Origin of the sequence: Acidovorax sp. GBBC 1281 (assembly GCF_028473645.1) — a bacterium.
In the GTDB taxonomy this organism is placed as follows: domain Bacteria; phylum Pseudomonadota; class Gammaproteobacteria; order Burkholderiales; family Burkholderiaceae_C; genus Paracidovorax.
The window spans coordinates 3,007,180-3,023,731 of record NZ_CP097269.1 but is presented as its reverse complement, the minus strand read 5'-3'; the positions used below and the strand labels follow the sequence as shown (position 1 = coordinate 3,023,731).

Annotated in this window: 16 protein-coding genes; 5 read left to right on the top strand and 11 right to left on the bottom strand. The window is 68.0% G+C overall.

Annotation, left to right across the window (positions count from 1 at the left end):
* Nucleotides 1-64: 64 nt before the first annotated feature.
* Nucleotides 65-1,585 carry an aldehyde dehydrogenase gene (adh, locus tag M5C96_RS14075; RefSeq protein ID WP_272563796.1) on the bottom strand — a complete coding sequence of 507 codons (1,521 nt, stop codon included), beginning with the start codon at nucleotides 1,583-1,585 and terminating at the stop codon, nucleotides 65-67.
* A gap of 335 nt (nucleotides 1,586-1,920) precedes the next feature.
* Between adh and M5C96_RS14070 the strand changes: the two genes are divergently transcribed.
* Both M5C96_RS14070 and M5C96_RS14065 read left to right on the top strand, forming a co-directional pair.
* On the top strand, nucleotides 1,921-2,301 hold the full coding sequence (locus tag M5C96_RS14070; protein WP_272563795.1) for a TfoX/Sxy family protein: 381 nt from the start codon (nucleotides 1,921-1,923) through the stop codon (nucleotides 2,299-2,301).
* A gap of 273 nt (nucleotides 2,302-2,574) precedes the next feature.
* A complete protein-coding gene (locus M5C96_RS14065) occupies nucleotides 2,575-3,288 on the top strand; it encodes a YebC/PmpR family DNA-binding transcriptional regulator (RefSeq protein WP_272563794.1) in 714 nt (237 codons plus the stop codon).
* Between the two features lie 85 nt (nucleotides 3,289-3,373).
* Here the strand turns inward: M5C96_RS14065 and M5C96_RS14060 are convergent, their stop codons facing one another.
* The gene (locus tag M5C96_RS14060) at nucleotides 3,374-3,667 is read right to left on the bottom strand and encodes a hypothetical protein (protein ID WP_272563793.1); all 294 of its coding nucleotides are present in this window, start codon (nucleotides 3,665-3,667) and stop codon (nucleotides 3,374-3,376) included.
* Nucleotides 3,668-3,740: 73 nt separating this feature from the next.
* Nucleotides 3,741-4,274: a hypothetical protein gene (locus M5C96_RS14055; protein WP_272563792.1), complete on the bottom strand. Its 534-nt coding sequence runs from the start codon at nucleotides 4,272-4,274 to the stop codon at nucleotides 3,741-3,743.
* A gap of 145 nt (nucleotides 4,275-4,419) precedes the next feature.
* On the opposite strand from M5C96_RS14055, the gene M5C96_RS14050 reads away from it, so the two are divergent.
* Nucleotides 4,420-5,958 (top strand): winged helix-turn-helix domain-containing protein, encoded by a 1,539-nt coding sequence (locus tag M5C96_RS14050; RefSeq protein ID WP_272563791.1) that lies wholly within the window; start codon nucleotides 4,420-4,422, stop codon nucleotides 5,956-5,958.
* Between the two features lie 69 nt (nucleotides 5,959-6,027).
* On the top strand, nucleotides 6,028-8,160 hold the full coding sequence (locus M5C96_RS14045) for an NAD(P)/FAD-dependent oxidoreductase (protein ID WP_272563790.1): 2,133 nt from the start codon (nucleotides 6,028-6,030) through the stop codon (nucleotides 8,158-8,160).
* Between the two features lie 52 nt (nucleotides 8,161-8,212).
* On the opposite strand, the gene M5C96_RS14040 is transcribed toward M5C96_RS14045, so the two are convergent.
* Nucleotides 8,213-9,487 carry an amidohydrolase family protein gene (locus tag M5C96_RS14040; protein WP_272563789.1) on the bottom strand — a complete coding sequence of 425 codons (1,275 nt, stop codon included), beginning with the start codon at nucleotides 9,485-9,487 and terminating at the stop codon, nucleotides 8,213-8,215.
* Nucleotides 9,488-9,739: 252 nt separating this feature from the next.
* Between M5C96_RS14040 and M5C96_RS14035 the strand changes: the two genes are divergently transcribed.
* A complete protein-coding gene (locus tag M5C96_RS14035; RefSeq protein ID WP_272563788.1) occupies nucleotides 9,740-10,129 on the top strand; it encodes a VOC family protein in 390 nt (129 codons plus the stop codon).
* A 74-nt stretch (nucleotides 10,130-10,203) separates the two neighbouring features.
* Here M5C96_RS14035 and M5C96_RS14030 read toward each other — a convergent pair whose 3' ends face one another.
* The 7 genes from M5C96_RS14030 to M5C96_RS14000 all read right to left on the bottom strand — a co-directional run bounded on the left by M5C96_RS14030 (nucleotide 10,204) and on the right by M5C96_RS14000 (nucleotide 16,381).
* Nucleotides 10,204-10,392, bottom strand: a complete 189-nt coding sequence (locus tag M5C96_RS14030; protein WP_272563787.1) for a helix-turn-helix domain-containing protein — start codon at nucleotides 10,390-10,392, stop codon at nucleotides 10,204-10,206.
* Nucleotides 10,393-10,407: 15 nt separating this feature from the next.
* Nucleotides 10,408-10,908 carry a hypothetical protein gene (locus M5C96_RS14025; protein ID WP_272563786.1) on the bottom strand — a complete coding sequence of 167 codons (501 nt, stop codon included), beginning with the start codon at nucleotides 10,906-10,908 and terminating at the stop codon, nucleotides 10,408-10,410.
* Between the two features lie 16 nt (nucleotides 10,909-10,924).
* Entirely contained in the window at nucleotides 10,925-11,539 is a 615-nt protein-coding gene (locus tag M5C96_RS14020) for a GNAT family N-acetyltransferase (protein ID WP_272563785.1), read from the bottom strand.
* A gap of 54 nt (nucleotides 11,540-11,593) precedes the next feature.
* Nucleotides 11,594-12,517, bottom strand: coding sequence for an ABC transporter permease (locus M5C96_RS14015; RefSeq protein ID WP_272563784.1), 924 nt, complete (start codon nucleotides 12,515-12,517; stop codon nucleotides 11,594-11,596).
* Nucleotides 12,518-12,626: 109 nt separating this feature from the next.
* Nucleotides 12,627-13,688, bottom strand: a complete 1,062-nt coding sequence (locus tag M5C96_RS14010) for an ABC transporter permease (protein WP_272563783.1) — start codon at nucleotides 13,686-13,688, stop codon at nucleotides 12,627-12,629.
* Nucleotides 13,685-15,337, bottom strand: a complete 1,653-nt coding sequence (locus M5C96_RS14005) for an ABC transporter ATP-binding protein (protein WP_272563782.1) — start codon at nucleotides 15,335-15,337, stop codon at nucleotides 13,685-13,687. The genes M5C96_RS14010 and M5C96_RS14005 overlap by 4 nt, the downstream gene beginning before the upstream one ends.
* Before the next feature lie 33 nt (nucleotides 15,338-15,370).
* Nucleotides 15,371-16,381: a BMP family protein gene (locus M5C96_RS14000; protein WP_272563781.1), complete on the bottom strand. Its 1,011-nt coding sequence runs from the start codon at nucleotides 16,379-16,381 to the stop codon at nucleotides 15,371-15,373.
* Nucleotides 16,382-16,552 lie beyond the last annotated feature (171 nt).

Below are 16,552 nucleotides of genomic sequence, written 5' to 3'. Positions count from 1 at the left end.
ACGGGGTGTCGGGCCTTCACGGTAGGCCCGACACCCGGTGGCTGGGCTGATGCAGATCAAGCGATCAGAAGAAGCCCAGCGGCGCCTGCGAGTAGCTCACCAGCAGGTTCTTGGTCTGTTGGTAGTGGTCCAGCATCATCTTGTGGTTCTCGCGGCCGATGCCCGATTGCTTGTAGCCGCCGAAGGCCGCGTGCGCAGGGTACTGGTGGTAGCAGTTGGTCCACACGCGCCCGGCCTGGATGCCCTTGCCCATGCGGAAGGCGCGTGCACCATCGCGGCTCCACACGCCGGCGCCCAGGCCGTAGAGCGTGTCGTTGGCGATCTCCAGCGCCTCTTCCTCGGTCTTGAAGGTGGTCACCGACAGCACGGGGCCGAAGATCTCCTCCTGGAAGATGCGCATCTTGTTGTGGCCCTTGAACACCGTGGGCTTCACGTAGTAGCCGCCGGCCAGGTCGCCGTCGAGTTGGTTGCGCTCGCCGCCGATCAGGCACTGCGCGCCCTCCTGCTTGCCCAGGTCCAGGTACGAGAGGATCTTCTCCAACTGCTCCTGCGAGGCCTGCGCGCCGATCATGGTGCTCTTGTCCAGAGGGTGACCCTGCTTGATGGCCGCCACGCGCTTCAAGGCGCGTTCCATGAACCTGTCGTAGATCGATTCCTGCACCAGCGCGCGGCTGGGGCAGGTGCAGACCTCGCCCTGGTTGAGCGCGAACATCGCAAAGCCTTCCAGCGCCTTGTCGAAGAAGCCATCGTCGGCCGCCATCACGTCTTCGAAGAACACGTTGGGGCTCTTGCCGCCCAGCTCCAGCGTCACGGGGATGATGTTCTGGCTGGCGTACTGCATGATGAGCCGGCCCGTGGTGGTCTCGCCCGTGAAGGCTATTTTTGCGATGCGCGGGCTGCTGGCCAGCGGCTTGCCGGCTTCCAGGCCGAACCCGTTCACCACGTTGACCACGCCGGGCGGCAGCAGGTCGCCCACCAGTTCCAGCAGCACCAGGATGGAGGCGGGCGTCTGCTCGGCGGGCTTGAGCACCACGCAGTTGCCGGCGGCCAGGGCCGGTGCGAGCTTCCATACCGCCATGAGGATCGGGAAGTTCCACGGAATGATTTGCCCCACCACGCCCAGCGGCTCGTGGAAGTGGTAGGCCATGGTTTCGTGGTCGATCTCGCTGATGCCGCCTTCCTGCGCGCGGATGCAGCCGGCGAAGTAGCGGAAGTGGTCGATGGCCAGGGGAATGTCGGCGGCCATGGTCTCGCGCAGCGGCTTGCCGTTGTCCAGCGTCTCGGCCACCGCGATGGTGAGCAGGTTGGCTTCCATGCGGTCGGCGATCTTCAGCAGGGCGTTCGCCCGGTCGGTGGTGGAGGTCTTGCCCCAGGCGGCCTTGGCCTTGTGGGCGGCATCCAGCGCAGCGTTGATGTCCTTGTCGTTGGAGCGGGGGATGGAGGTGAACACCTGGCCGTTGATCGGCGAAGTGTTTTCGAAATACTGTCCGTCGACGGGCGGCACCCATTGCCCGCCGATGTAGTTGCCGTACTGCTTCTTGTAAGGGTTGGCGATGCCGAGGCTGGCGATTTCTGCCATGTTCATGGTGCGTGTCTCCTGTGGTCGGTTGGGGTGTTCCACGCCACCGGGGCGGCGCGGGCCTCTTTGTTGGCGCAATGCACGTGCCAGCCGGGTCAGGGCAGGCAAGCCGTCAAAATGGATAGCAAGAAAGCCAAGCGGGGAAGGCGGTGGTGCCCGATTTCTCTTCGATTCGTTCAAAACCGTATAGAACGCGGTTGCGCGCCGTGACGCAACGGGTGTTCCGTTGCGGAACAGTTCGCGGGTCGATGTGGAACATCGCCGAGCCCCGCACAATGGGCGTATTTCTCCCTCCCGAACCGCTGCACGCCTCTCCGATGAAAAAGCCGCCTTCCGCTCCCGTGAGTGCCTTCGCCCAGGAACTCCCTGGGGTCTTCGCGCCCTGGGGCTCCATACGGTTGCGGCGCATGTTCGGCGGCTGGGGCGTCTTTCACGAAGACCACATGCTGGCGCTGGTGGTGAACGATGCGCTGTACCTCAAGGCCGACGCGCTCACCGCGCCGGTGTTCGACGCCCTTGGACTGCAGCCTTTCGTCTACGAGCGCCATGGCCGCCCGGTGGCGCTTTCGTACCGGCAGGCCCCGGCGGAAATGTACGAAGGCCCGGCCGAAGCGGTGGAGTGGGCCGGCCGGGCGTGGGAGGCCGCGCTGCGGTCGGCTTCCAGGCCGGGGCCGGCGGCAAGCCGCAGGCCGGGTGGTTCGGTGGACAAAAAGGGGCGGTGAGCCACCGCGCCGTTCGATGCTATTGATTTGATAGCTACCAGGGCAATCAAAACCCCGGCGTGGGCTCTTTTTCGCCTCAAGGGTGGCGGTAACCGCGGCGGCGCGGGGTCGCGGGTGTATAACCGATGCCCTCCGGGTCGGGCGCCCGTGCAGCGCATGCGGGCGCGGGGGGCATTCCTCCCATGCCGTCGCCCGGCCCATCCAACCAATCGATCAATCAATCAATCAACGACGCGGGACGCCTGGAGCGCCGCAAACCAAGGAATCGTCACGATGGGCGCGCAGTGGAAAGCAAAGGGCAAGGCACAGGTCGCGGATGCCAAGGGCAAGCTGTTCGGCAAGCTGGTCAAGGAAATCATGGTCGCGGCGCGCGGCGGCGCCGATCCGGCGGGCAATGCGCGGCTGCGCCTGGTGGTGGAGCAGGCCCGCAAGGTGTCCATGCCCAAGGACACCCTGGAGCGCGCCATCAAGAAGGGCGCGGGCCTGTCCGGCGATGCGGTCAATTACGAGCGCGTGATCTATGAAGGCTTCGCCCCGCACCAGGTGGCGGTGATGGTGGAGTGCCTCACCGACAACGTGAACCGCACGGCGCCGGAAATGCGGGTGCTTTTTCGCAAGGGCCAACTGGGCACGTCCGGCTCCGTGGCCTGGGACTTCCACCATGTGGGCATCATCGAGGCCGAGCCGGCGTCTGCCGATGCGGACCCCGAAATGGCCGCCATCGAGGCGGGCGCTCAGGATTTCGAGCCTGGCGAGGAAGAGGGCAACACCACGTTCTGGACCGATCCCACCGACCTGGACCTGGTGTGCCGCGCGCTGCCGGCGCAGGGGTTCACGGTGCTGTCGGCCAAGCTGGGCTACCGGCCCAAGAACCCGGTGAACCCGGCCAATCTCAGCGCGGAGCAACTGGAGGAGGTCGAATCGTTCCTGGCCGCCATCGACGGCAACGACGACGTGCAGAACGTGTTCGTGGCGCTGGCGGGCTGAGCGCCTCCGGCACGCCTGCCTTCCAAAAAGAAAGCCGCCCCGGCCGTGAGGCCGGGGCGGCTTTTTCAATGCGCCAGGAGACGCTTCAGAAGTCCAGGATGTTGGACTGCACCACGGTCGGAATGTGCGACTGCACGAACGACTGGATGGTGCTGCAGGGCAGGAAGAACGGCCGCTGGGTGATCGTCACGGTGCAGGTCTGGCCGTTCACCGAAAACGTGCCAGCCACCGTACCCAGTGGCGTGCCCACCGAAAAGCTGCCACCCGCGGGACCGCCCGAGATGACGCCGCCATTCTGGTGAATGAGGGCGGCGATCTTGACGAACAGGTCCTGGGCGCTGCCCGTGAAGCTCACATTGAAAGGGCTGCATGAAGCCATGGTTTTTCTCCTGCGTAATGAAAAATGGCCGAATTGATTTTATTTTTGATTCGGCCCCTCCCTTGGTGGCAAATCAGCAGCGGCCCACCACCGTGCCGCTGAAAATGGGATTGCCGTTGAGGTAAATGGTGACTTTCAGACCCGTGGGGATAAAAGAGCCGCAAGTCTGGGCGCAGGCCTTCAGTTGGCCACCGACGGGAATGCGGATCGGAGAGGTAATGCACAGGTTGCCGTAGATCGGCACCGAGAAGCAGATCTGGTTGGTGGCCGGGTTGTAGCTGGCGCCCACGCAGACGGACAGCTTCAGGGCTTCCACGCCTTCCAGGTTGGGACCGGCGGCAGCGTTGCTGAGCAGTGCAGGTGCGTGGCTGCTGCCCTCGGCGAAACCCACGGCCGTGAAGTTCGGCACATGGGTCGAGTCGTCTTGGGCGCCGTTTTGGTTGCAATTACAGTCGGACATTATGTTTCCTAGAGGGTTTGTTTTCTCTGAACAAAATACCGGCTTCAGCAAGATTGCGTGGCCGGTTGCTTTCTCATGATGCCCCTCGATTATTTTTTTAATGGCGCTTTTAACGCCGCTTAAAAATCCCCCTCGGTTGCGATTCATGAGTGGGCGGATTTTGTTCTTCGCCCCCTTTTATTGCCCTTAAAGCGGCCTTGGAAAACCTGAAGCGTTCTGAAACAATCTTGGTGTAGAGTGAGAGACCCGCCGGGGAGGCTGGGTTGTTAGAGGCGACAAGAACTTGCGGGCCATGACCACTGAATTCACGTTTTCCCACTTCACGCTGAGGGTCCACGAGCGCCAGTTGCTGGCCCACGGTAAGCCTGTCCTGCTGGGAGCCCGCGCTTTCGATGTGCTGTGCGCCCTGGTCCACAAAGCCGGCGCGCTGGTGACCAAATCGGAGCTGTTCAACCTCGTCTGGCCGGGCATGGTGGTGGAGGAAAACAACCTGCAGGTGCATGTGTCCTCGCTGCGCAAGCTGCTGGGCTCCGACCTGATCATGACCATCCCGGGGCAGGGCTACCGGTTCGTCGCGCGTGTCGCGCCGGTGGCCAGTGGCACCCAGGTGCCTGAGCCGCTGCCGGTCGCCATGGTGTCCAGCGCCTCCCGCTCGGTGGCGGTGCTGCCGTTCGGTGTGGCGGGTGGTCTGGCCGAAGACGGCTACCTGGCCGACGGCATGGCCGAGGACATCATCAACCGCCTTTCCCGCTCGCGCTGGCTGTACGTGATCGCCCGCAGCTCCTCGGTGAGCTACCGGCATCCGCTGCCACCCAATGGCACCATCAGCCAGGAATTGGGCGTGCGCTACCTCGTGTCAGGCCTGATCCGGTTCAACGGCAACCGGTTGCGCGTGACCGCGGAGCTGATCGACGGGCCGCGCAATGAAACCATCTGGGCGCAAAGCTTCGACCGGCCGGTGGACGACCTCTTTCAGGTGCAGGACGAGATATCGGCCGCCATCGTGAGCGCCATCGAGCCGGTGTACCTGCGGCGCGAGGAATGGGTCAGCAGCCAGACCACGCCCCGCGACCGCGAGCATTGGGAACTGCTGATGCGCGCGCGCTGGCATTTCTGGCGCTCCACGCGCGACCACATGGAGAAGGCGGAGTACTTCGCGCAAAAGGCGCTGGACACCAAGCCCGACGATCCCCCGGCCCTGGCCCTGCTGGCATTCATCCTGATGTCGCGGGTGTGGGCCGGCTGGTCCGAATCCGCCCGCATGGACATCGCCGAAGCCAACCGCCATGCCCTGCAGGCGGTGAGCCACGACGACACCGACGCCTTCGCCCATTTCACGCTGGGCACGGTGCTTTCGTTCTCGCGCAATTTTCCGCAGGCGATTTCCGAGCAGGAGCACGCCCTGTCGATCTATCCGCAGTTCGCCGCGGCGGCGGGCGAACTGGGGCGTTTGCTGGCGTTTTGCGGGCGCACGCAGGAGGCCGCGAGCTACGCATTGCAGGCCTGCGAGGCCAGCCCGCTCGATCCGCACCTGAGCCTGTGGATTCGCACACGGGCGCTGGCGAGCTTCATCGAGGGCGATTACCAGGCTGCGCTGGGCTTCGCCTTGCAGGCGCTGTCCAAGCGCCCGGACTGGTTCTTCAACCACTACCTGCTGGCCGCGTGCCAGGTCGCGTCCGGCCGCCCGGAGGACGGGCAGCAGACCCTGCGGCAGGCCCAGAAGTTCGGCCCGTACTCCCTGCAGGCGTTGAAGGCCGGCCACCCTTTCGTGCATGACGAGCATCTGAACCATTACACCGACTGCCTGCGCCAGGCGGGCTGGAGCGAGTGAGGCGCGCATCCACCCGGTCGTCCACGAGAAACCCAACCATCGGCAATCCAAAAGAGAGAGGGAAACGGTATGTCTGAAGCGAATGCACCCCAGAAAATCGCCATCCTGGGGGGCGGCCTGGCCGCCCTGACGGCGGCCTACGAACTGACCAGCCAACCCGGCTGGCAGGAGAAATACGCCATCACGGTGTACCAGATGGGCTGGCGGCTCGGCGGCAAGTGCGCCACCAAGCGGGGGCCCAACAACCGCATCGAGGAGCACGGCATCCACGGGTTCCTGGGTAGCTACTACAACGCGCTGCCGATCATGGCCGACTGCTACAAGGCCCTGGGCCGCCCGGCGGACGCCAAGCTGGCCACGTTCGAGCAGGCCTTCATTCCCGAGAGCTTCGTGCTGATGTGGGAGTTCGAGAACGGCGGCTTCAAGCGCTGGCCCATGACCGTGCCGACCAATTCGCTGACCCCGGACGATGCCTCGTCGCTGCAGACCATCCGCCAGTGGATCGGCGGGCTGATCGAGACCACGCAAGGACTGATCGACCCTGAGGCCACGCCCGGCCTGAGCGAGATCCACAAGCTGGAGCTGCGCGCCGGCCAGGACATCCTGGAGCGTCTGCAGACCGCGATCCTCGACGAGAACGCCGAGCTGGGCACCAGCCACCCCGCGCTCGATGAGGTGTGGGACTGGCTGCACGCGCGGCTCAAAAGCCTGATCGACGAGAACGACGACCTGCGGCGCCTGTACATCCTGCTCGAATACCTGATGGCCATCGTGCGCGGCGTGCTGGCCGACCGCATCATCGAGCGCGGCTTCGACGCGGTGGACAACGAGAATTTCAGCGACTGGCTGGCGCGCCACGGCGCTTCGGTGATGACGGTGTCGTCCCCGCTCGCGCTCAACACGGTGAACCTGTCCTACCAGTACCCGCAGGGCGACACGGCCCGCACCGCCAGCATGGCGGCAGGCGCCTACCTGCACTGGTCGCTGCGCAGCTATGCGTACATGGGTGCGTTCGCCTGGCTGTTCGCGGCGGGCACGGGCGAGACGGTGATCGCGCCGCTGTACCTGGTGCTGCGCCAGCGCGGCGTGCAGTTCGAGTTCTTCCACAAGGTCGAGAACCTCGCGCTGTCGGCGGACGGCCAATCGGTGGCTGCCGTGGAGATGGGCGTGCAGGCCACCCTGGTGAAGCCGGATGCGCCCTACGAGCCGCTCGTGCCGGTCGAGGGCCTGCCATCCTGGCCGTCCGGCCCCTGCTACGACCAGTTGGTGGAGGGCGATGCGCTGCGCGAGCAGGACATCGAACTGGAGTCTTACTGGACGCCCTGGAAGAACGTGGGCCAGAAGACCCTGAAGGCCGGCGAAGATTTCGACCAGGTGATGCTGGCCATCGCGGTGGGCGCCGTGCCCTACCTGTGCAAGGAGCTGCTGGCCGCGCGTCCCGAATGGCGCGCGATGGTCGAGAAGGTGCCCACTGTGCAGACGCAGACCATGCAGGTCTGGCTGAACCGCAGCACCACCGACCTGGGCTGGGACATTCCCCTCAAAAACCCCACCGACACGGTGATCGGCGCCACCTACATGAACCCGCTGGATGGCCAGGTGGACTTCACCCACCTGCTGCAGTGGGAGTCGTGGCCGGCCAGCCAGATGCCCAAATCGCTGTGGTACTTCTCGGGCGCCATGGCCGATTACGAGCCGCCGCCGCCCCTGACCGACACCGGCTACCCCGCACGGGCCCACGCCCGGGTGAAAGCCCAGTGCATCCAGTACCTGCAGGTGTGCATGGGACCGCTGCTGCCGAAATCCACGACCAACGTGGTCTCGCCCCCGGGTGACCCGACGGGCATGGATTTCAGCCTGCTGCAGGACCACGACCCGGCCAATGCCGGGCTGGGCGTGCAGCGCTTTGACCAGCAGTTCTGGCGCGCCAACATCGACCCGTCCGAGCGCTATGTGATCAGCCCGCCGGGCAGCACCGCCGCGCGGCTCAAGGCCTGGGAGTCCGGCTTCAGCAACCTCGTGCTGGCGGGCGACTGGATCTACACCGGGCTGAACGTGGGCAGCGCCGAGGGCGCGACCATGGGCGGTCGGCTGGCGTCGTACGCCATCAGCGGCTATCCGGCGCTGACGGACATCGTGGGGTATCCGGTCTCGGCCGAAGCCCCGTGCGCACCGCCTGCGGCGCCCCCCGCCGCTGAATAAGGCAACAGGGCCAGCGTGAAACCGGGCTGCGGCGGCGCAGCCCGCGCGCCCTTCAGCCGAGCAGGAAGTCCGCGTGACCGGGTCGGCCGGGCAGATGCAGCGCCGCCACGGGCGCCGGGCTGCCCGCCACCCGCCGGCCGCGCCGCCACACCCCCAGGCGCGTGGCGCGCAGCCGGATCGCCTCGGCCGGATCGCGCGCATGCAGCAGCACGAAGTCGGCATGGCAGCCGGCCTGCAGGCCGTAGCCCTCCAGGCCCAGCAGCCGGGCCGGGTTCGTGGTCACTGCCTCGAAGCACTGGCGCATGGCCTGCTGGCCTGTCATCTGCCCCACGTGCAGGCCCATGTGGGCCGCCTCCAGCATGTCGCCGCTGCCGCCGCCGTACCACGGGTCCATCACGCAATCGTGGCCGAAGGCCACCGTCAGGCCCGCGGCCATCAGCTCGGGCACGCGGGTCATGCCGCGGCGCTTGGGGTAGGTGTCGTGGCGGCCCTGCAGGGTGATGTTGATGAGCGGGTTGGCCACCACGCCCAGCTGCGCCTCGGCCATCAGGGGGATGAGCTTGCTCACGTAGTAGTTGTCCATGCTGTGCATGGAGGTGAGGTGCGAGCCCGTCACCCGGCCATGCAGGCCCAGGCGCTGCGTTTCGAAGGCCAGCGTTTCGACGTGGCGCGAGAGCGGGTCGTCCGTCTCGTCGCAGTGCATGTCCACCCGCTTGCCCAGGTTGGCGGCCAGCTCGCACAGGATGCGCACGCTCTCCGCCCCCTGCGCCATGGTGCGTTCGAAATGGGGAATGCCGCCCACCACGTCCACGCCCAGGTCCAGCGCGCGCTGAAGGTTGTCCAGGCCGCCCGCGGCGCGCAGCACGCCGTCCTGGGGGAAGGCGACGAGCTGCAGGTCGAGGTAGGGCGCCACGCGGCGCTTCACGTCCAGCAGTGCGTGCACGGGCAGCAGCCGCGGGTCGCTGGTGTCCACGTGCGAGCGGATGGCCAGCAGGCCGCGCGCCACCGCCCAGTCGCAGTAGTGCATCGCCCGCTCCACGATGGCCTCGTGCGTCAACTGGGGCTTCAGTTCGCCCCACAGCGCAATGCCCTCCAGCAGCGTGCCGCTCTCGTTCACGCGCGGCTGGCCGTAGCTCAGCGTCGAGTCCATGTGGAAGTGCGCATCGACGAACGGCGGGCTCAGCAGCAGGCCGCCCGCATCGACGGTCTCGTGCGCCGGGGCCTGCAGGCCCTCGGTCACTTCGGCAATGCGCCTGTCCTGCACGGCCACGGAAACGTTCGTGCGGCCATCGGGCAGGATGGCGTTGTGGATGAGCAGGTCGAGCATGGTGTGTGGGGCCGGACAAGGGTGAGAGGGGTTGGCGGGAGCGGTGCAGGCCGGCATGCAAAAGGCTTGCCTGCGGCGCCACCGGGCCTGCCAGTGTAGGCCGCGGGGGGTGCCGTGGCGCAGCCCGATGGCCGGGCCGGGTGCGCCGGCCGGGATGACGGCCCATGTCGGATTTCTTCCAGACCGCACGGAAAAGGCCGCCTATGCTGCGGGCACGTTCGATCCACCCTGTCTTTTGCTGAAGGAGACCCCATGCAGTTCGGCTACACCATTCTTTACGTCGAGGACGTGCCCGGCACCGTCGCTTTCTACGAGGCCGCGTTCGGTCTTTCGCGCCGTTTCGTGCACGAGGCGGGCGATTTCGGCGAGATGGAGACCGGCGCCACCGCGCTGGCGTTCTCGTCGCTCCAGCTGATGGCCCAGCTGGGCAAGAACCCGCAGCGGGCGGTGGCGGGCGCGCCCCAGTGCGAGATCGCTTTCACCACGGCCGATGTCGCCGCGGCCGTGGACCGCGCGATCCAGGCCGGCGCCACCCTGGTGCAGGCCCCAGAGTCCATGCCCTGGGGCCAGACGGTGGCCTATGTGCACGACTGCAACGGCTTTCTGGTGGAGCTGTGCACGCCGATGGGCGCGGGCAACTGACGGGGGGGCGGCGCTTGGGCGGCGCTGCGCCGTTCAACGCGGCTGGTTCGATGTGGCCGATGGCAAGGCAGCGTTCAGCCGTAGCCGCTGGACTGCACGGAGGCCAGCAGGTCCTTCGATGCCCGCAGCCGGGAGGGCGTCTGTCCCAGCCAGTGCCGGCATTCGCGGCCGAAGTGCGCCTGGTCGGCGTAGCCATGGTCCGCCGCGATGGCGGCAAGCGGCGGGGCTTCATCGCCCGCCAGGGCCTGGGCCGCTCGGCGCACCCGCGCGAGCGCGCGTCAGTAGCGTGGGGGCTCGCCGGTCGCGGTGCGCATCAGCCGCTCCAGCGTGCGCTCCGACACGCCCAGCGCCCGCGCGGCGGCCCCCACGGTCGGGGCCTGCCCCAGGGCGGCCAGTGCCTCCTGCACGCGCGCGTCGCACCGCGTGAAGTCGGCCAGCGCCGCATGCACGCGGGCGGTGGTCTCGGACGGATCGCTGGCCAGGTCGATGGCCTGCACCGTCTGCAGCAGCGCATCGGCGTCCACCCCCACGCCGGGATGCAGTCGAAAGCCCAGCCAGTCCTCGCCGGCGCTGGCGGGCACGCCGTAGGCCTGCTGCGGCAAATGCGACACCATCCAGTGCACGGTATCGTGTGCGTCGATCTGCACGATGAGGTCGCGGCACCCGTCGGGCAGCACGCAGGTCACGCCGGCTTCGGTGCCCTGGTGCTGCCAGCGTTCCAGCACCGTGGGCGGCAGCCACACCGCGGTGGGGCAGGCGGGCAGCAGGGGGCGTTCCATGGGAGGCCGGAGCCCTTCAGCCGCGATGCACGCCGGCCAGCCAGTCGGTGCGGGCGAGCCGGTACAGGCAATGCGGCCGCACCGGGTGGCCCACCGGCACGGCCGGGTGGTCGAACGCTTCGGCGGGGCTTTCGCGCATGCCCAGGCGCTGCATCACCGCGCGCGAGCGCTGGTTGCCCAGGGTGGTGAACGACACGATCTCCGCCAGGCCCAAGTCTTCGAAGCCTGCCCGCAGCGCCAGGCGCGCCGCCTCGCTGGCCAGGCCCTGGCCCCAGAAGGGCCGGGCGAGCCGCCAGCCGATCTCCACGCACGGCGCGAAGGGCAGTTCGGCCGAGGGCGTGTGCAGGCCGACGAAGCCCATGAAGCGCGGGCCACCGTCGCTCAACAGGCAATCCGCGGCCCAGAAACCCCAGCCGCGCTGCGCGATCAGCGCCTGGATCCGGTCGGCCATGGCATCGCTGGTGTCGCGGGCCAGCGGCGCGGAAAAGTGCTCCATCACCGCCGGGTCGGCATTCATCGCGGCGAAGGGCGCGCGGTCGGCGGCAGTCCATGGCCGAAGGCGCAGCCGCGGCGTGGCCAGGGACTCCGGGGCGATGGGGACGAAGGTGTCCGGGGGCTGGGGTGTCGGCATGCGCCGATGTTATGGGAGACAAGAGGGGGCCGAGGCCCGGCCGCCCGAGGTTCGCTAGCGCTCGCCCTTGCGGTAGGGCTTCATCAGCGCCTGCGGATACGCCGCCTTGCGGGCCACCAGCACCAGCGCCAGGATCGACAGCAGGTAGGGCAGCATCAGGTAGACCTGGTACGGCAGCCACGCATCGCCCGCCTGTTGCAGCCGCAGCTGCAGCGCATCGAAAAAGGCGAACAGCAGCGCGCCCAGCAGCGCCTTGCCGGGCCGCCACGAGGCGAACACCACCAGCGCCACGCAGATCCAGCCGCGCCCGTTGACCATGTTGAAGAAGAACGCATTGAACGCCGACAGCGTGAGAAACGCGCCCGCCACGCCCATCAGGGCCGAGCCCGCCACCACCGAAGCGGTGCGCGTGGCCGCCACCGGAATGCCCTGGCCCTCGGCCGCCTGGTGGTTCTCGCCCACCATGCGCACCGCCAGCCCGAGCGGGGTGCGCAGCAGCACCCAGGCCAGCAGCGGCACCAGCAGCAGGGCCAGCAGCGTGAGCGGCGTCTGGGCCGACAGGATGGGAATGCCCAGCCAGGCCATGGGCGCGAACGGCTCGATCGTGGGGGGCGTGGTCACCTTCGGAAAGCCCACGCGGTAGCCGTAGTAGCTGAGCGAGGTGGCCAGCAGCGTGATGCCCAGCCCCGACACGTGCTGCGACAGCGCGAGCCCCACGGTCAGCCAGGCGTGCAGCAGCCCGAAGGCCGCCCCGGTCAGCGCGGCCACCAGCACGCCGGTCCAAAGGCCATGGCCGGCATACACAGTGAGCCAGCCCGTGAAGGCGCCTGCCACCATGATCCCCTCGATGCCCAGGTTCAAAACGCCTGCGCGCTCGCACAGCAGCACGCCCAGCGTGCCCAGGATGAGCGGCGTGGCCACCCGCAGCGTGGCGATCCAGAACGCCGGGTTGGCCAGGATGTCCATCAGCTCGGTCATGCGGGCGGCGCCTTTTGGGTATTTGCTATTGTTTTAATAGCATCGGGGGCAATTATGACTAGGGCATGGGGGCGATTCGGCTTGAAATCGGTCATGGCATGCTCCCGCATCACTTCCAGCGCACCCGGTACTGCGCGAGCAGCCCCGCCACCAGCACCGCGATCAGCGAGGCCGCCACGATCACGTCGGCGATGTAGGTGGGAACGCCCACCGCGCGGCTCATGCTGTCCGCCCCCACCAGCACCCCCGCCACGAAGACGCCCGCGGCCACCACGCCCAGCGGGTGAAGGCCCGCCAGCATGGCGATCACGATGCCGCTGTAGCCATAGCCTGGCGACATGTCGAGCGTCACGTAGCTGGTGCGGCCCGCCACCTCGATGGCGCCTGCCAGCCCTGCCAGGCCGCCCGAGAGCAGGGCCACCAGCACCACCGTGCGCGTGATGGGCACGCCGGCGAACGCCGCCGCGCGGGCATTGGCCCCCGCCGCGCGGATTTCGAAACCCGGCACCGTGCGCGTGAGCAGCGCCCACAGCAGCACGGCCAGCCCCACGGCCCACAGCAGGCCGGTGTGCAGCCGCGTCTGCGGCACCAGGCGCGACAGTTCCAGCTCGCCTTGCAGCGCCACGCTTTGCGGCCAGCCGAGGGCGAGGGGGTCTTTCATGGGACCGTCGAGCAGGGCGGACACCAGCAGCAGCATCACGAAGTTCAGCAGCAGCGTGGTCACCACCTCGTCGACCCCGAGCCGCGCCTTCATCAGCGCCGGCCCCAGCAGCAGGGCGGCCCCGGCCAGCGCGGCGGCCAGCATCATGAGCGGGAACAGCACCGGCACCGGCCACTGCAGGCCGGTGCCGCCGTGCATGCCGCCCACCGCCACCGCCGCGATCGCGCCGGCATACAACTGGCCCTCCGCGCCGATGTTGAAGAGCCGCGCGCGGAACGCCACGGCCGCGGACAGCCCCGTCAGGATGAGCGGCGTGGCGCGCGTCAAGGTCTCGGTCAGCGCGAACACCGAGCCTAACGCGCCCTGCGCCAGCAGCGCGTAGGTGCGCCCCACGGGGGCGCCGGCCCATAGCACCAGCAGGGCGCTCACCAGCAGGGTGAAGGCCACCGCGCCGACCGGGGCCGCCACATAGGCCAGCGCCGAAGTGCGCTCGCGTTTTTCCAGTCTCATGGGGTGTCGCTTTCAGGGGCGGGCGCCACGGTGGCCGGTGCGGCGTCGGCGGTGCCGCGGGCCCCTCCGGGGTCTGCCCCGGCCATGGCCAGGCCGATGGCCTCGCGCGTCCAGCCCTCGGCGGGGCGGGCTTCGCTCAGGTACCCGGCGTGCATCACCGCCACGCGGTCGCCCAGCGCCAGCACCTCGTCCAGGTCGTCGGAGATCAGCAGCACGGCCGCGCCGGCATCGCGCGCCGCCACCAACTGCCGCTGCACGAACGTGACCGCGCCGATGTCCAGGCCCCAGGTGGGCTGGTGCGCCACGATCAGGCGGGGGGCCGGCTGCGTTCCGTCACCCGGCGGCAGCAGGGCCCGGCCCAGGATGAGTTTTTGCATGTTGCCGCCTGACAGCGACCGCGCCGGCGCGTCCAGCCCGCCGCCGCGCACGTCGAACGTCTCGGCCACGCGCCGGGCATGCTGGCGCGCCACGCCGCGCCGTATCCAGAAGCCGGCGAACGCGCCGCGCGAGAACCAGCGGCTGGACAGGCGCTCGGACACCGCGTTCTCCCAGACCGGCAGATCGCCCACCACACCCACGGCATGGCGGTCTTCGGGAATGCGGGCCACGCCCTGTGCCACCAGCCGGGTGGGCCGGGCGGCCAGCGGGGCGCCCAGCAGCGTGGCGGTGCCGCCCGTGGGGGCACGCACGCCGCATAGCACATCGGCCAGCGCCACCTGGCCATTGCCCGATACGCCTGCGATGGCCACGATCTCGCCCGCATGCAGCGTGAGGCTCACGCCCTGCAGCGCGTCGTGCGCCGACCGCGCCGACGCCTGCGTCCGCACGTCGTCCAGGGTGCACACCGGCGCACCCACCGCGCGGGCCGGGCTGCGCGCCGCCACCTCCACCGCGTGGCCTACCATCCACTGCGCGAGCTGGCCCTGCGTGGTGCCCCGCGCGGGTGCCTCGGCCACGAGGCGGCCCTGCCGCAGCACGGCGATGCGGTGCGACACGCGCAGCACCTCGCCCAGCTTGTGGCTGATGAACACGATCGACAGGCCCTGCGCCACCATCTGGGCCAGGGTGTGGAACAGCGCCTCGCTCTCTTGCGGCGTGAGCACCGCGGTGGGCTCGTCCAGGATCAGGATGCGGGCGCCGCGGTACAGCGCTTTCAGGATTTCCACGCGCTGCCGTTCGCCCACCGAGAGGCTGCCCACGCGGGCATCGGGCGCCACCGGCAGGCCGAATCGGGCCGAGACGTCCAGCAGCCGCGCGCGGGCCGCGGCCCGGCGCGAGAACGGCTGCCACAGCGGCTCGCTGCCCAGCATCACGTTATCGAGCACGCTCAGGTTGTCGGCCAGTGTGAAGTGCTGGTGCACCATGCCGATGCCGGCCGCCAGCGACGCGCGGGGCTGGCCCGGCGGCAGCGGCTGGCCGAAGACCTCGATGTGCCCCGCATCGGCCCGGTAGTGCCCGAAGAGGATCGACATCAGCGTGGACTTGCCCGCGCCGTTTTCGCCCAGCAGCGCCAGCACCTCGCCCCGGGCGAGGGTCAGGTCGATGCCGTCGTTGGCCACCAGCGGGCCGAACCGCTTGGTGATGCCGCGAAGGCGCAGCACGGGCGGCGCGGCCTCGGTGGACGGCGGGCGGGCGGCGGGCTCACCCACGCGGCGTGCTCCGCCCGGCGCAGCGCGCGCGCATCACTTGGCCGTGGACTTGGGCTGGCTGTCGTCCACCTTCACGGTGAACTTGCCTGCCAGGATGTCGGCCTCCCTGGCCTTCACCTTGGCCACGACCTCGGCCGGCACCTTCTTCTCGAACGTGCCCAGCGGCGCGAGTTCGGAGCCTTTGTGCTTCATCATCGAATAGGGGCCGTAGTCCTCGGCGGCGAACTTGCCTTCCTTGACCAACGCGATCGCGCGGTCCACGCTGGGCTCCATGTGCCACAGCGCCGAGGCCACCACCGTTTCCGGGTACTGGGCCTGCGTGTTGATCACGTTGCCGATCGCCAGCTTGCCCTTTTCCTTGGCGGCGTCGGACACGCCGAAACGCTCGGCATACAGCACGTCGGCGCCCTTGTCGATCATGGCGAAGGTCGCCTCCTTGGCCTTCGGGGGGTCGAACCAGCTGTTGATGAAGGTGATGGTGAACTCGGCCTTCGGGTTCACCTCCTTCGCGCCGGCCATGAAGGCGTGCATCAGGCGGTTGACCTCCGGAATCGGAAAGCCGCCCACCATGCCGATCTTGTTCGTCTTGGTCATGCCGCCTGCCACCATGCCGGACAGATAGGCGGGCTCCTGGATGTAGTTGTCGAACACGCTGAAATTGGGCGCCTGCGGCTTGCCGGAGGAACCCATCACGAAGGCCGTCTTGGGAAAGTCCTTGGCCACCTTGCGCGCGGCGGCCTCCACACCGAACACCTCGCCGAAGATCAGCTGGTTGCCCCCGGTGGCGTACTCGCGCATCACGCGCTCGTAATCGGCATTGGCCACGTTCTCGCTGCTCTTGTATTCGATCTCGCCACGCGTTTCCGCCGCCTTGAGCGCCTTGTGGATGCGGCTCACCCATTGCTGTTCATAGGGCACCGTGTAGATCGCCGCCACCTTCAGCTTGGCCTGCGAGAAGGCCAGCGTGGGCGCCAATCCCAAGGTGGCGGAGATGGCCAGGGAGGTGCAGAACAGGCGGCCGGTGAAGAGGCGGCGAGAGGTCATGGAGCGTCTTTCTATGCGAGGAATCGATGCCGAGGTAACGCAATATACGTGCCCAACAAAGCTTTTGAAAGTGGATGCGGTGCAACGAAATTGATGGAAAGTCAATGCGATTGCGTAATTTGTTGTTTGCGTGACTATTTTTGGAAAATATGAGAATAGGTGCTAGTCCTA

Excerpts from the sequence above, each read along its gene's own strand:
- adh (WP_272563796.1), bottom strand. The coding sequence starts at position 1,585 with ATGAACATGGCAGAAATCGCCAGCCTCGGCATCGCCAACCCTTACAAG.
- M5C96_RS14065 (WP_272563794.1), top strand. The coding sequence starts at position 2,575 with ATGGGCGCGCAGTGGAAAGCAAAGGGCAAGGCACAGGTCGCGGATGCC.
- M5C96_RS14060 (WP_272563793.1), bottom strand. The coding sequence starts at position 3,667 with ATGGCTTCATGCAGCCCTTTCAATGTGAGCTTCACGGGCAGCGCCCAG.
- M5C96_RS14055 (WP_272563792.1), bottom strand. The coding sequence starts at position 4,274 with ATGAATCGCAACCGAGGGGGATTTTTAAGCGGCGTTAAAAGCGCCATT.
- M5C96_RS14050 (WP_272563791.1), top strand. The coding sequence starts at position 4,420 with ATGACCACTGAATTCACGTTTTCCCACTTCACGCTGAGGGTCCACGAG.
- M5C96_RS14045 (WP_272563790.1), top strand. The coding sequence starts at position 6,028 with ATGTCTGAAGCGAATGCACCCCAGAAAATCGCCATCCTGGGGGGCGGC.
- M5C96_RS14040 (WP_272563789.1), bottom strand. The coding sequence starts at position 9,487 with ATGCTCGACCTGCTCATCCACAACGCCATCCTGCCCGATGGCCGCACG.
- M5C96_RS14035 (WP_272563788.1), top strand. The coding sequence starts at position 9,740 with ATGCAGTTCGGCTACACCATTCTTTACGTCGAGGACGTGCCCGGCACC.
- M5C96_RS14025 (WP_272563786.1), bottom strand. The coding sequence starts at position 10,908 with ATGGAACGCCCCCTGCTGCCCGCCTGCCCCACCGCGGTGTGGCTGCCG.
- M5C96_RS14020 (WP_272563785.1), bottom strand. The coding sequence starts at position 11,539 with ATGCCGACACCCCAGCCCCCGGACACCTTCGTCCCCATCGCCCCGGAG.
- M5C96_RS14015 (WP_272563784.1), bottom strand. The coding sequence starts at position 12,517 with ATGACCGAGCTGATGGACATCCTGGCCAACCCGGCGTTCTGGATCGCC.
- M5C96_RS14010 (WP_272563783.1), bottom strand. The coding sequence starts at position 13,688 with ATGAGACTGGAAAAACGCGAGCGCACTTCGGCGCTGGCCTATGTGGCG.
- M5C96_RS14000 (WP_272563781.1), bottom strand. The coding sequence starts at position 16,381 with ATGACCTCTCGCCGCCTCTTCACCGGCCGCCTGTTCTGCACCTCCCTG.